The organism is Desulfovibrio sp. Fe33, assembly GCF_028532725.1.
Lineage (GTDB): Bacteria > Desulfobacterota > Desulfovibrionia > Desulfovibrionales > Desulfovibrionaceae > Pseudodesulfovibrio.
This window is the reverse complement of record NZ_JAQKGU010000003.1, coordinates 138,387-152,039: the sequence shown is the minus strand read 5'-3', so window position 1 is coordinate 152,039 and position 13,653 is coordinate 138,387. Positions and strand designations below refer to the sequence as shown.

Below are 13,653 nucleotides of genomic sequence, written 5' to 3'. Positions count from 1 at the left end.
AAGGGAAAAATTGTGGAAACCATCGTCATCGTCATCCATGTTTTGGCTTGCATCTTTCTGATCGGTGCTGTAATGCTTCAGTCCGGTCACGAGGGGATGGGAGTCATCTTCGGCGGCGGGAGCAGCACAATGTTCGGAAGCACCGGCGCAGGCGGACTCCTGGTTAAGGTAACCGCTGGACTTGCAACGGTTTTTCTGGTAACTTCCCTCGGGTACAATGTCCTTACGGGCAACAAGGTATCCAGCCAGGACTCCATCATGCTGCAGCAGAATATCCCTGCGGCTGAGACTGAGGCGCCGGCCGCTCCGGCCAAGCCCGGAGTCACTTTCAAGGATACCGGCGACGACGCCAAGAGCGAATAAGCTCAAAGCATATCGTGCCGAGGTGGTGGAATTGGTAGACACGCTGTCTTGAGGGGGCAGTGGAAGAAATTCCGTGGGGGTTCGAATCCCCCCCTCGGCACCACGAAATCAAAAGGGTTGCAGCTAACAAGCTGCAACCCTTCCTCTTTTTTGGCGATATGATTGTTTGTTCTGAATCGGCTCATTTTGAATTGAATGTAGGGCTCTGGTTTCGGTCGCGTTGTTTGTGCCGGTAAGTCGGGACGGCCTTTGGGGGAAAGGGAGCGAATGAGGCTTCCTCTTGGCACAACCGTACAAATACATTCGCCTCCGCCTTCTTTTTGCCGTCCTTCCATCAAACCAAAGATTCTCAGCAGTCTCGGCTGGATTGTCCCAAGCTGTCGGCCTTTCCGCATCTTTGTCTGCGCAAGTACGCGCAATTTTATTCTATCTTCGTGTCCTCTTACATATCAAATCAAGTCGCCGGAAGGGTTTAGTCGACCTGAGGTTGTGCGTTGCGAGCTTTGTTGTTGGACACTCGGCGTTACTCTGTGGCGTTTTTGCAAAAGCTGATGGATTGCGCGGCGGACGAATGGGGGGGGCAGGGAAAAACGAGTGAATTGCTCGTGATGGATTTTTTTAGATTTCCTGTGGCTGTGTGTTTCTTATGCCTGATAATGTCAGTCTGTTTTTATTGTATTTTTGATCCACTTGAGAAATTTGGCCGCTTTATCTTCATCATGCATGGGTGATTTCAAGTAGTAGTATGCCCCTGATGTAATCTTTTGCGATTTCGGAATGTAAACAAGGCTTCCTTTGTCGATGTATTGCGTCAAGAAAAGTTCCGGAATCAGCGCGATTCCCAGTCCTTGGATTGCCGCTTCGATAGCCAGAACCGTGTTGTCCAAGAGAATCTGGTTTTCAACCGAGTTCATGTTCAATTCCGCTTTCCTGAACCACATTGGCCACAAGTCCTGTCGGGAACGCATGGAAATAACCGGCAAGGAATAGATCATTTCGTCGGACCAGGACTGCAAGTCTCCAAGTACTTCGGGCGCGCATACCAGCCGCGACTTTTCCGTAAGGAATTTCTTACCCTTAAGGCCTGAAAACTGATTCGGACTTCGCCGGATGAACAGGTCGATTTCCCTGTGCACCAGTATCGGTTCCGAGCTGGTTCTCAATCGAAGGTCAATCTTTGGAAATTGTTTTTTGAAGTCCGCGAGACGCGGGATGAGCCAGTGCATCGCAAAGGTCAATGGCGTCTCGATCAAAATGATTTCCTTTTCGTCCGCAGATTGAATTTCCTGGGTGGCCTTGTGCAGAACATCCAGTGAAACTCCCACCTTGGAATAGTACATCCGCCCGGCGGTCGTGAGTTCGATTCGCCTTGATTTTCGCCTGAATAACTTCTTCCCTACGTAGTCTTCCAGGTGTTTGACCTGTCTGCTTACAGCACCGGGAGTTACGCACAGCTCTTTTGCGGCTTTTTGAAAGCTACCCAATCGTGCTGATACTTCAAATACATTTATCGCATTCAGTGGAGAATTGCTGGACACTTTTTTCTCTGTATAAACAAGCTGTAAGTCGTTACTGTTGAGATTTTCTCAACGGTTTGCATTCGATATTATCGTTTGAAAAGCGTAAAATTTAATGTTGTACTTCTCTTGTGCAGAGAATTTCAATGCATATTGGTATTACAACAATAAATTTGTTCATTTTACATTAAAATTGAATGCGAATTGTTACAGTCGTGTTCTGATTCTACGAAGTGTTCGTGGCAACACTTTTAGGCACTATTAACCTGGGGACCTTATGTCGGCTATTCATTTTCACAATCTTACGATTCAATACGGCGCAACAACCGTGATTGATCGTCTCAGTCTGGATATTGAAGACGGGAGTTTTTTCGTGCTGTTAGGGGCTAGCGGGTGCGGAAAGACCACTTTGTTGCGAACGATTGCAGGTTTTATCAAGCCCACCTCCGGCAACCTTTATTTCGATGATCGGGATTTGACGCATGTTCCCGCACATTTGCGCAACATAGGCTTTGTCTTTCAGGACCATGCGCTTTTCCCGAACCTGACGGTTCACGACAATATCGCGTACGGGCTCAAGGTGCGGAAGTTCCGTAAAAAGTCCATCAATGCCGAAGTCATGGATATCGCTACAAAAGTCGGCCTCGGGGATTTGCTCGACAGGTTCCCGTCCGAGTTGAGCGGCGGTCAGCAACAACGTGTGGCTTTGGCCAGGGCTTTGGTCGTCAAACCTTCCGTCTTGTTGATGGATGAGCCTCTTTCCAGCTTAGACTGCAAACTCAGAATCGAAATGCGTTCGCTCATCGCGGAGATTCAGCGTGAAATCGGCACGACAACGGTCTTGGTCACCCACGATCAAGAGGAAGCGCTTGAACTCGCAACGGACGTGGCCGTGATCAGAAAGGGGGCCATCGAACAGCTTGGTACGCCAAGGGATGTCTATGCAAAGCCGCAAACGGCTTTTGTTGCGGACTTCATCGGAGCTGCCAATATTCTGGACGTTGAATCCATGCGGCTTACCCCCGAGAATCGTATTTGCTGCGCCTTGTCCTGCGGGCAGGATATTCACATCGATAACGATCAGGAAATAGAGGAAATCGGCGGGACAAAACTGATTGTTCGACCTGAAGACATTTTAGTGGCAACCAGGCCCGCTCCAGGCATCAAACAACTGGAGGGTAGGGTTGTCCAGGTCCGGTACCATGGCCGGAGCATGTCATACCTTGTAAAATTAGCGGAAGATCAATTCCTGGTCGTGGATGATGCGCTGACGAAGGCCAGCGGTGAAATAGCTCAGGGAAGCAGGGTATACGCCACGCTGCCTGCCTCTCTGCGGTGTGTCAGGAGCTAAGGACGATGAATAAATTCATGCCTTGGGGAGCCCTGACCCTTCTTTCCTGCCTTTTCCTGGCAGTGTTTCTGCTCCTGCCGATCTTCAAGGTGATTCTGGCGAGCCTTCAGAATGCCGACGGGGCATTAACTCTGGAAGGGTTTAAGATTTTCTTTACGGAAGGGGATTACCTCCAAGGTCTCTTCAACTCCTTGTTTCTTGCGGCCGCCGTTACCGTCGTAACCGTCCTTATCGGTGTGCCTCTTGCCTATGTCACCGTTTACTATGATTTCCCTTTCAAATCCTTGTTGAGCATCCTGCCGATTACCGTCGTTATTATTCCGGAATTGATTACCACTCAATCCTGGCTGCTTGTTTTCGGCTACAATGGGTTCGTTACGCAGATGCTGCTCGAATTGGGCATCAGGGCCCCTCGATTTTACGGGTGGACCGGGCTGATCTTCGTCATGGCCATTACTTATTATGTTCATGTGTATATGGCGTCTCTCGCAGCTTTGAGGAGCTTCGACGTTCAACTGGAGGAGGCCGCGCAAAGTTTGGGCCGATCGCCGATTTCCGCACGGATCAGGACCATGGTCCCGCTGATGGCGCCGGCAATTCTCTCCAGCGCTCTTGTTGTGTTCACTCTCGTTTTGGGAAATTTCTCGATCGCGATCATACTGGGACCGAGCGTCCCGCTCCTGTCGGTTATGACCTACAACAGCTTTCTCAGCGAGGTAGGCTTGAATCCTTTGATGCAGAGCGCATTGGCAACCATTTCCATAGTCCTCGTCGGGTTGATTCTGTTCGTTCAGAAGCGGTTTGTCGGAAAATCGCGTTTTGAAATGAGGCAGGGCCGCTCCATGAAAGCGCTTCCGATCAAAGGAGCATGGGGCGTTGCCGCGTATGTGGCCGTGCTTGCCCTTTTGGCTGTGACGCTGCTTCCCCTCGGGCTTGTCTTGGCCGGTTCGATCACCGATTCCACCGGGCCGGTGATGCATTGGGGCCATTTCACCCTGAAACATTTCGCCAACGTAGCCGATTATGGAGTGGAAATCATAGTCAATTCCATTTCATACGCATTTTCGGCAACGGTCTTGGGCGTCGTATTCGGCACGACTGCTTCCTATCTGATCATCAAGAAGAAAAATGCATTGACCGAAGCCCTTGATTTCATGGTCATGCTTCCGATGGCCATTTTCGGAACCGTGCTGGGGATAGCCCTTTCTCAAACCTTCAATGCGGGATTGATTCCGTTAACCGGCACTCCCATCATTATGGTTTTGGCGTTGACCCTCCGGCGACTGCCGTTTTCCGTCAGAAATGCTTCCGCCAACTTGTTCAACATACCCGACTCGATAGAGGAGGCCGCCATCAGCCTCGGCACCTCTCCGATGAAGAGCTTCCGGAAGGTGGTTGCCCCGCTCATGGCCCCCGGCATTACTTCCGCCGCGGTTCTGATGTGGGCGATGACCATGGCGGAACTGGCGTCGACACTCCTGCTGTATCACCCCAGCCAGGAAACATTGCCCATAAAAATCTACAATTTGATCGACAGCGATCTCATGGCGCAAGCCTCCGCTTATGGAGTGGTCATGATCGTCCTTATTCTGACGCCCATTTTCCTGGTCACCAAATTCACTAAAGTGGAATTGTTTAAATAACCCCTAAAATAATTGAAAAAGAGCAAAAGGAGATTCCAATGAAAAAGTTGTTAGCCGCCTTTCTTGTTTGCCTTGCGGCGTTCGCAACGCAAGCCCGCGCCGGGGAAGATGTGACGCTTTACGCTACCAATAGCGAAGACTCCGTTCAGGTCATTCTCGAAACGGTCAAAAAGCAGGCCCCGGATATGCATGTGAACGTCATCAGAGGAAAAACTGGCGTATTGCTTCAGCGCGTTGTCGCGGAAAAGGGTGCGCCGAGCGGTGATGTCTTTTGGAGCAGCGGTTTCGGCACCCTCGCCGGTTACGTCGACATGGCGGAATCGTATGATTCCGAACAGGGGAAAACCGTCCCTGAATCTCTGCGCGGACCTGACGGCAAATGGCTCGGCACCAATGTCCATGTGGTCGTTTTGATGGTCAACAAAGATCAGGTCAAAGGGGAAATGCCCAAGGGCTGGGACGACATTCTCAACGGTGCAGGCGAGGACAGAATAGCCTTTGCCGATCCGTCCGCATCCAGTTCCGCCTATCTTCAGCTTTACGGCATTTACAAGAAGTACGGTGAAGAGGGCGTGAAAAAACTGGCGAAGCGCGTCACGGTCACCGGTGGTTCCAGCAGCGTCTACAAGGGCGTGGCCCAGGGTGAATATCCGATCGGCGTCACGATTGAATACGCCGCTTATCGCTATGTGGCCAGCGGACAGCGTTCCATCAAGCTTGTGTACCCCGAGGAAGGAACGTTCCTGTCTCCCGAAGGCATGTTCATCATCAAGGGCGCGCCCCATGCCGAAAACGCGAAGAAGCTGTTTGATATCATGATGTCCAAAGAGGCTCAGCAGACGATTTTCGAGAAGAGCTTCAGAAGACCTACGAGAGCCGATGTCGATGTCTCCGCATCTTCGGCGCTTCCCAACATGAAGGACATCAAGGTCTTCCCCGTTGATCAGCAGCAGGCCGGAGCCGAAAAGGACAAGGTCATCAAGATCTGGAAGGATGCGCTCGCTTCCAAATAAAAGATAAATCCCTCTTTTGAGGCGGATTCGGGGCCGTAACCTCGAATCCGCCTAGGGAAGGGCGCCCTGAATTGTTTCCCCCTCAACTTTTATCCCATTCGAAGGTTTCGTTCGGAAGACTTTCATGGGCATAGGTACCTAAATGATCAATATCGCGAAAAAATTGGCCAACGTGAAGCCTTCCCAGACCAAGGCGATCGCACAGATCGCCGCCAACCTGAACGCGCAGGGGCGGGAAGTCATTTCCCTCAGCCTCGGCGAACCCGACTACGATACTCCCATGAACATCATCGATGCGGGAGAAAGGGCTATGCGTGAAGGGCATACTCGATACACCTCCGTCCCCGGCATTCTCCCTCTTCGGGAAGCCATATGCGACAAATTGGCGAAGGATAACAACCTCAGGTACACGCCCGACCAGATAACGGTCGGCACGGGCGCCAAGCAGGTGTTGTACAACGCCCTGGTGGCGACCCTGGACAAGGGGGACGAGGTCCTGATCCCCACGCCGTGCTGGGTGTCCTATCCCGATATGGTTTCACTCGCAGGGGGAACTCCGATTTTCGTGGAATGCCGCAAGGATAATTCCTATCTGCTTGATCCCCAAGAGCTTGAAGCCAAAATTACAGACCGGACAAAATGGATCATATTCAATTCGCCCAACAATCCGTCGGGCGCGGTGTATCAGGAAGGGGACCTCAAGATCATCGCCGAGCTGCTTCGGCGCTATCCCCATGTCTCCGTCATGTCTGACGATGTATACGAAAAATTTACCTATCCCGGGACCCGATTCGCCACCATGGCCGAAGTCGCGCCTGATTTGGCCGATCGCTGCCTGGTGGTCAACAGTCTTTCGAAGACATACTGCATGACGGGTTGGCGGGTAGGATACGGCGCGGGTCCGGCGCATCTGATAAAAACGATGAATCTGGTCCAGTCCCAAACGACATCCCATGCCTGCTCCATTTCGCAGGTGGCCGCAATCGAGGCGCTCAACGGTCCGCAGGAGCACATCACTCAGTTCATCGAGGATTACTATCGGCGAATCCAGTTTACAGTCGAAAGAATCAACAAGATAGACGGGTTGAATTGTTCGATGCCGAGCGGTTCCTTTTATGTCTTTGTCGATTGTTCCGATTTGATCGGTAAAAAGACGCCTGAAGGCGAAACCATAGCCAATGACATAGAGCTTGGGATGCACTTCATGGAATCGGCGGGCGTCGCCGTTGTACCGGGTTCGGCGTTCTTCGCTCCCGGGCATTTCAGGATTTCCTGCGCCGCTTCCCTGGAGAACCTTTCCAAGGGAATCGACCGGATAGAAGCGTCCTGCGCCGAGTTGAAATAACGGGAGGGCCATTATGAACAGAATTAAAAGCATCATAGAGCAGAACGGCATTTTTCATGCGATGGCCGCGCATAACCCCCTTTCCGCCAAGCTTGCCGAAGAGGCCGGATTTAATGGGATTTGGGCGAGCGGTTTTGAGCTGTCGGCGGCATACGGCATCCCTGACGCCAGCCTGCTGTCGTTGACGCAGCATCTCGACAACACACGGGCCATGGCTTCGCAAGTGTCGATACCCATTATTGCCGACATCGACACAGGGTACGGCAATGCCATCAATGTAATGCATGTGGTCAGCGCCTACGAGCAGGCTGGGGCGGCAGCGGTCGTCATGGAAGACAAGAAGTTCCCGAAGGATACAAGCCTCTTGAAAGGGGGGCGGCAGGAATTGGTTCCCATTCAGGAATTTCAAGGCAAAGTGGAGGCGGCTGTCGCAGCCAGGCGATCGCCCGACTTTGTAATAATCGCCCGTACCGAAGCGCTGATTGCGGGAAAGGGGATCGAAGAGGCTCTGGCCCGCGCCGATGCCTACGTTGAGGCCGGAGCCGATATGATCCTTGTGCACTCCAAATCAAAGAGTCCCGATGAAATCCTCGGTTTTCTGGACAAGTGGAGCGGACGGGTGCCCGTGGTCCTGATCCCTACCAGCTATCCCGAGTTGACCGAAGAGAAAATGAAGCGGACCGGAAAGGTCGGCGTCGTCATATACGGCAATCACGCCATACGCGCTTCGGTCAAGGCGATGCAGGATGTCTTTGCCGAGATACGGCGGGATGGCGGTATCCAAAATGCCGACAGCCACGTTGTTCCGGTAACGGAAATTTTCAGGTTGCAGGACGTGGCGGCCATGAAGGAAAATGAAAAGCGGTACATTCGGTAGTGGGCTTGAAGGCCAAAAGATCAGCCGAGTAGGGCTATGCTCGGATAAATACCAAGTATCACCTCTCCATAAAGAGTAAAATTAAGGGTTGCAGCCGGTTGGTTGCAACCCTTTCCTTTTCTTAGTCGGCTATTCGTTAAGGCTATAGCCGTCAAGCTTCATGTGTATGCCCTGTCCGAAGATCTCAATGAAAGATGTGCGTGTGTTTTGAGATTTGCATGTCCCACGTTGGGCCACCCTGTACTTTCGGCAAATCGAGGATGAGATGAAGTCTCATTCCCAAACGCATTATTTGCCGTTGGTCTCCATGTTATTCGGGAATTGGCGGCAGCTAGTCGGGGGGAATTCGCCGGAGAGGCCGTCGAACACAAAATGGTCTGGCAGGTGGAGGGGAGTAGCGGGGGCCTCTGCACCCATGGAGTCTGGGATGAGCCTATGGACAGGTGGGCGGAGAGTTACAATGAGAAATAGCCGGGACGTTGACGCTGAGGGCCATCGGCAGGGTGCTCAAGGCACCCTGCCGATGGCCGATTCAATGGTCAGTCCGGTCGTCTCGCCTAGAACGGGTAGACCAGCGTGCTTTCACCCTCGTTCTTTTCCTCGCCCATCTTCTTGTCGATGGCGTCGATGCGGGCTTGGGCGGCGACTCGCTGTTCCTTGCGGGCAGCGTTGCGCACCACGGTTCCGAGCAGCTTTTTGGCGGTTTCGTATTTGCCCCGTTTTTCATAGATCAGGGAGGCGCGATACATGGCGGTCAAGGCCCAGATGTTTTCCTGGGGATATTGCCACGCCAATTTGAGGTAATAGTCCAAGGCCTTATCCGGGTTGCGCATGGCCTGTTCGCCCTCGCCGAGCCAGAACAAGGTCTCGGCCTGCAAAGCGGTGGTCATGCTCGCCCGGGCGTCCCACATGGCCAGCAATTCCTTTTGAGCAGCCTCATATTCCCTTCGCTGCTGGTAAAGAAGTGCCATGCGCAGCCGGGTCATCACCGGGATAGGTTCATCGGTCTTGACCATGTCCTGATAAGTCTCAAGCGCCTTGCCTTGGCTTCCGGCGTCCAGTTCCAGGCGGGTCTTGATATCCAGCCAGGCCATCCGCAACTCGGGTGGCAGGGCGGTGTCGTCTATCCGGTTCAGATAAAAGGCCCCGTGTTGTAACTGCTTGTTCTTCACCGCGTCGTCGGCGAGATGAATCAGGCTGCGTATGCCGAAGGACGTGTCGTCGAAAAGATAAGCGCCGCGTTTGGCCAGTTCAACGGACGGAGATTGGGTGAAGCGTTGCTGCCAATAGGCTAAAAGCAGCAGCCGATCCAGGGGATACCTGACGGTAGAAAGGGATTGCAACTGGTCCTGCGGGGCGGCGGTCCAGAAGGGGGCTTCGGTCTTGGGGTGAACATCCATACCGGCGGCCCCGGAGAGGGCGGCCAAAACCGGGTACAGAGCAAAGGCTTCGCCCGGATTTTCGGGCAGAACTTTGTTCAAGCTTTCCTTGAAGGCCAGGGTCCCGGCCAGCCTGAGGCAGATTGGCAAAGTGCTTTTATCCGTGCTGTTCCAGGTGGTTGCCGCAGCAGAGGTGTTGCCGTTGGCAAGAGACAGGGCGAGCTTGAAATTACGCAACAAGGCGGCGGTCTGCTCTGAAATGAGCATGGAGCCCAGCTCGTTGTCGATAGCTTTTTCCGCCGCTTCCGGGGGCATGTTCAGGATGTTGTTGCGGAATTTTGTCCAGGCGGCGGAGTCCGGATTGCCCAGGAACCAATCGGTCCGGGACTTGGAATAAGGCGCCAGGACATTGCCCGACCAGAATGCATACGCCTTCAGATAGTTTCCTTCGAGGAAAACATCAATGTTTGTCGGCGTGTTGCCGCTATTGAGAAAATACAGGGTCGAAGCCCAGAACTGGCGGACTGTTTCGTTGGACAGCTTGGTGATATGAGTCGATGCTTCATCGAATTTTTCAAGAGAAATCGAGGCCATGGCCTTGGCGATGAGCATGGTATCGGCGGAAGACACAAGGGCGGAAGCGGGCGGCGCGGCATTGGCCAACGGTTGGTTCTGAAGGAGAGAATGGACACCGTTCCAGAATTCGTTGGGCCAGACTTTGATGCCCACGGCCATTATCAGGTCCAGGGCTTCTCGCTGGGAATCTCTTGAAATGGTGTGATTGGCAAGCCAGGACCAGTACATCTTGAGCCATACATCGTGCCAGATGGGCTCCAGGCCCGATTCGGCCTTGAAACGGGAGCGGAGTTCCTCGTCGGGCATGAACCTGGCGGCTTGAGTGTACCAAAGTACGGCTTTGGTCAGATCACCCAGCCCTCGATGGGCTTGTCCTCCGAGCCACAGACGGTCGGCTTCCGACTGGCCGGTAAAAGCAGGCGTCATTTCAATGAGTTCAAGGGCTTTCTCTGGTGAATTGAGATTCAGATAGACCTGAGCGCGTTTGAGCACGGCCTCGGGCGTGTCGGCGGAGGGCTCGTGCGCGTATTCCTTTTCCAGTCTGTCCCAGGCCCGGTAGTGTTCAAGCCATTGCTCGAAGGACTGTTTTTCTTCGGCATGGGCGGGGTTGAGCCCAGCCACTGCCAAAAAAGCCACCAGAAGCGAAAATACGAGTCTCGATTTCATTGTTCCTCGAATCCGGCCGGAATGGCCTTTTTATCTGTTCATGATGGGGCATCATTATCAGCCGCATAAAAAATGCTCAATGGGTCCCTTGGTCGGCATCTCGAATGTCCGACAGGTGCTTGGGAGTCGTTTCGTTGCTGATCCGCAAAGAAGCCGAAGGGTGAATCCGAACGGTTACGATTGTCCCTTTTGGGACTTTATTTGTTAAAAGTTTACATAATTTACATTATGAGACAAATATATAACACACTGGAAAGTTAGATTAAAATTCTTAAAGCTCACTTTGTAAGTTGGTCACATCGTCGCCTACTGATGACTTCACGAAAGATCGGTTGCGACAAATGCTCTGTGCTGCGTTTTTGGGGTTGCGGCCGATGTCGACATTGTTTTGAAAGGGAAAATCGCTCTCCGCTGAACTGAGAGCTAAATTTATATGCGGGTCGTATTGAGCGTAATCTGGATAAGAATGCCTAGTCGGCACAGACGTCGACATCACGCTCCAGGCGGTCCCTTGGCATGGGAAGGATTCGCCATCGACAGCCTCCGCGTCTTGGCATGTGCGGATGCCTTGCTTCAGGTCGTGTTAGCCCTTGATTGAGCCGTTAACCGACAGGAAGCCGCCCTGCCTTCGGGAACTCGTCTGAGCCGAGTTTTGTTGGGTCTTGCAGGCAAGGGGCGTTTTGGAGGCCAAATCGTCTTAAGGGCTGACTGAGGGCGTAAAAAAAGGCCCTGAGTCGGGCCTTTGATTTTAGGATGTGGTCTGGAAGCCTATTCTTCTTCTTTCGGAACCGATGCGCCGATGCGTTTCAGGTACTTGTCACGGCATTCGTAGGAACAGAAGACGTGGACCTTGTCCCCTTCACGGACGCGGATGTCTCCATCCTTGTCAACATAGGTCCCGCAGGACGGGTCCTTGACCATTTCGCCGGAGGCAACCTTCTGCTTGATGGACTTGTCCTTTCGCATTTCCCGTTTTTGCTTGTCGCCCATGAAGAGCTTGTAGACCAGAAACAATGCAGCCGCGATGACAAGAAATTTAAGCATGGGTAGCCTCGTTGGTTGGTTTTATCAGGAGTCCTGCCAGATCTTTCGATCTTCCAGCCGATATTCGATGGCGTCCAGGGCCTCGTCTATGGTCGTGCCGTCCGGAAAGACGTAATTCGGCGCGATTTCTTTGAGCGGCACCAGAACAAACGCCCTTTCCTTGGCGCGAGGATGCGGCAGGGTCAGGAAATCCATATCCATAACGGTGTCGCCCCACGCGATGATGTCCATATCCAAGGGCCTGGGACCTCCCGGGACAGCCCGGGTGCGGCCCATTTTGGCCTCAATGGCCGTACAGGTGGACAGAAAGCCCGGCGGCGACCAGATCTCGGCGTCGATTTCGAGCTCCACCACCTGGTTGGTGAACCACGGCTGATCCTTGACCTGCCCCTGAGGCTCGGTCACGTAGCATTCAGAGACCTTCCGCAAGCGGATGTCGTCGCCGTAGTCCTCAAGCAGGACCAAAGCCTCGTGGAGGTTTTCTTCAGTGTCTCCCACGTTCGAGCCTAGGCTCACGTAGCAGATCACAGTTTCGAAATTCTGGATACTGCCTCCTCGAGCTTGTCGTTGTTCACGGTCAGGGAGATGCGGAAGTACCCTTCTCCAGGCGTGCCGAAGCCGTTTCCGGGAGTCAGGACAACGCCGGTCTTCATGAGGACGTTCGTAACGAATTCAGCTGACTTGTGCCCTTCCGGAACGTTGCACCAAAGGTAGAAGGACGCGTCCGGGACGCGGTGCTTGATGCCGATTTTGGTCAGGGCGGCGCTGACGACGTCCCTGCGCTCCTTGTAGATGGCCCGGAAGCTTTCGGCAAAAGGCTCGCCTTCTCTCAGGGCGGCGATGCCGGCTTCCTGCACGGCCTGGAAAATGCCGGAGTCCACGTTTTCCTTAATCTTGCCCAGGCCCGCGACGAGACTCGCGTTGCCGACGGCCATGCCGATACGCCAGCCGGTCATGTTGTAGGTCTTGGACAGGGAATGGAATTCGATGCAGACGTCTTTGGCGTCCTTGCATTCCATGATGGACAGGGGCTTGTTCTCGGGATCGTAGTAAATTTCGGTGTAGGCTGCGTCGGAAACAACAATTACGTTGAATTCCTTGGCCTTCTCGATGAGCTTCTCATAGAACGGCTTGGTCGCCGTGGCCGCGGTCGGGTTGTTCGGATAACAGACGAAGATCATCTTGGCCTTGGCCCAGGTGTCGTCGGAAATCGCGTCCAGGTCGACGAGGAAGTCGTTTTCCTCGAGCAGAGGCAGGTATTCCACCCTGCCGCCCGCGAATTCAGTGGCGATGCCGTATACCGGATAGTTGGGAGTGGCCACCAGGACCGTGTCGCCGGGATTGACGTAGGCCAGCGGGAAGTGGGCGATGCCCTCCTTGGAGCCGATCAGGCTGACAATCTCGGTCTTGGGATCGAGGTCGACGTTGAAGCGCTGTTTGTACCAGTCGGACACGGCCTGGCGGAAAGCCAACATGCCTATGTAGTCGGGGTACCTATGGTTCGGAGCCTTCTTGGCGCTCTCGTACAGGGCTTCGATGATGAAGTCAGGGGTGGGCAGGTCGGGGTCGCCGATACCCAGGCTGATGATGTCCATGCCCTTTTTGGCTACTTCCGCCTTGGCCTTGTCGATGGCGGCGAAAAGGTACGGAGGCAGGGTCGACAAACGGTCGGCCAGTTTGAATTCAGACATGTATGTCTCTCCTTGGAATCCGATATTGAAGCACTTTCATAATGGGGGCATGACCCTGTGTCAATGCGAACCATTGCGCTTTGACCCTCACCTTGGTAGCAAGGATGCTGGCGATCGTGCTTGTTTCCCGTGCAGTGCGGCAATTACCTTTTTATACGGGATATCATCCAATACTTTAATAGTATCAA

The 13,653-nt window shown here is 53.4% G+C and carries 11 protein-coding genes and 1 tRNA gene; 7 read left to right on the top strand and 5 right to left on the bottom strand.

Annotated elements, in window-relative coordinates; translation table 11 throughout:
- The first annotated feature begins 12 nt into the window (after positions 1-12).
- A complete protein-coding gene (gene secG / locus PSN43_RS05825; protein ID WP_272699786.1) occupies positions 13-363 on the top strand; it encodes a preprotein translocase subunit SecG in 351 nt (116 codons plus the stop codon).
- A 16-nt stretch (positions 364-379) separates the two neighbouring features.
- A tRNA-Leu gene (locus PSN43_RS05820) sits at positions 380-466 on the top strand.
- A gap of 556 nt (positions 467-1,022) precedes the next feature.
- On the opposite strand, the gene PSN43_RS05815 is transcribed toward PSN43_RS05820, so the two are convergent.
- Positions 1,023-1,901, bottom strand: coding sequence for a LysR substrate-binding domain-containing protein (locus tag PSN43_RS05815; protein ID WP_272699785.1), 879 nt, complete (start codon positions 1,899-1,901; stop codon positions 1,023-1,025).
- Positions 1,902-2,157: 256 nt separating this feature from the next.
- On the opposite strand from PSN43_RS05815, the gene PSN43_RS05810 reads away from it, so the two are divergent.
- The 5 genes from PSN43_RS05810 (at position 2,158) to PSN43_RS05790 (ending at position 8,109) form a co-directional block, all read left to right on the top strand.
- Positions 2,158-3,231, top strand: coding sequence for an ABC transporter ATP-binding protein (locus PSN43_RS05810; RefSeq protein WP_272699784.1), 1,074 nt, complete (start codon positions 2,158-2,160; stop codon positions 3,229-3,231).
- Between the two features lie 5 nt (positions 3,232-3,236).
- On the top strand, positions 3,237-4,874 hold the full coding sequence (locus tag PSN43_RS05805) for an ABC transporter permease (protein WP_272699783.1): 1,638 nt from the start codon (positions 3,237-3,239) through the stop codon (positions 4,872-4,874).
- A gap of 38 nt (positions 4,875-4,912) precedes the next feature.
- Complete coding sequence (locus tag PSN43_RS05800) at positions 4,913-5,887, top strand: extracellular solute-binding protein (RefSeq protein WP_272699782.1); 975 nt, start codon at positions 4,913-4,915, stop codon at positions 5,885-5,887.
- A gap of 142 nt (positions 5,888-6,029) precedes the next feature.
- Positions 6,030-7,232, top strand: a complete 1,203-nt coding sequence (locus PSN43_RS05795) for a pyridoxal phosphate-dependent aminotransferase (RefSeq protein WP_272699781.1) — start codon at positions 6,030-6,032, stop codon at positions 7,230-7,232.
- A gap of 13 nt (positions 7,233-7,245) precedes the next feature.
- On the top strand, positions 7,246-8,109 hold the full coding sequence (locus PSN43_RS05790) for a phosphonopyruvate hydrolase (protein WP_272699780.1): 864 nt from the start codon (positions 7,246-7,248) through the stop codon (positions 8,107-8,109).
- Between the two features lie 557 nt (positions 8,110-8,666).
- Here the strand turns inward: PSN43_RS05790 and PSN43_RS05785 are convergent.
- The 4 genes from PSN43_RS05785 to PSN43_RS05770 all read right to left on the bottom strand — a co-directional run bounded on the left by PSN43_RS05785 (position 8,667) and on the right by PSN43_RS05770 (position 13,465).
- The gene (locus tag PSN43_RS05785; protein WP_272699779.1) at positions 8,667-10,730 is read right to left on the bottom strand and encodes a tetratricopeptide repeat protein; all 2,064 of its coding nucleotides are present in this window, start codon (positions 10,728-10,730) and stop codon (positions 8,667-8,669) included.
- Positions 10,731-11,498: 768 nt separating this feature from the next.
- A complete protein-coding gene (locus PSN43_RS05780) occupies positions 11,499-11,774 on the bottom strand; it encodes a transcriptional regulator (RefSeq protein WP_272699778.1) in 276 nt (91 codons plus the stop codon).
- A 24-nt stretch (positions 11,775-11,798) separates the two neighbouring features.
- The gene (gene folK, locus PSN43_RS05775) at positions 11,799-12,290 is read right to left on the bottom strand and encodes a 2-amino-4-hydroxy-6-hydroxymethyldihydropteridine diphosphokinase (protein WP_336314022.1); all 492 of its coding nucleotides are present in this window, start codon (positions 12,288-12,290) and stop codon (positions 11,799-11,801) included.
- Between the two features lie 8 nt (positions 12,291-12,298).
- Positions 12,299-13,465, bottom strand: coding sequence for an LL-diaminopimelate aminotransferase (locus tag PSN43_RS05770; RefSeq protein ID WP_272699776.1), 1,167 nt, complete (start codon positions 13,463-13,465; stop codon positions 12,299-12,301).
- Positions 13,466-13,653: the final 188 nt, after the last annotated feature.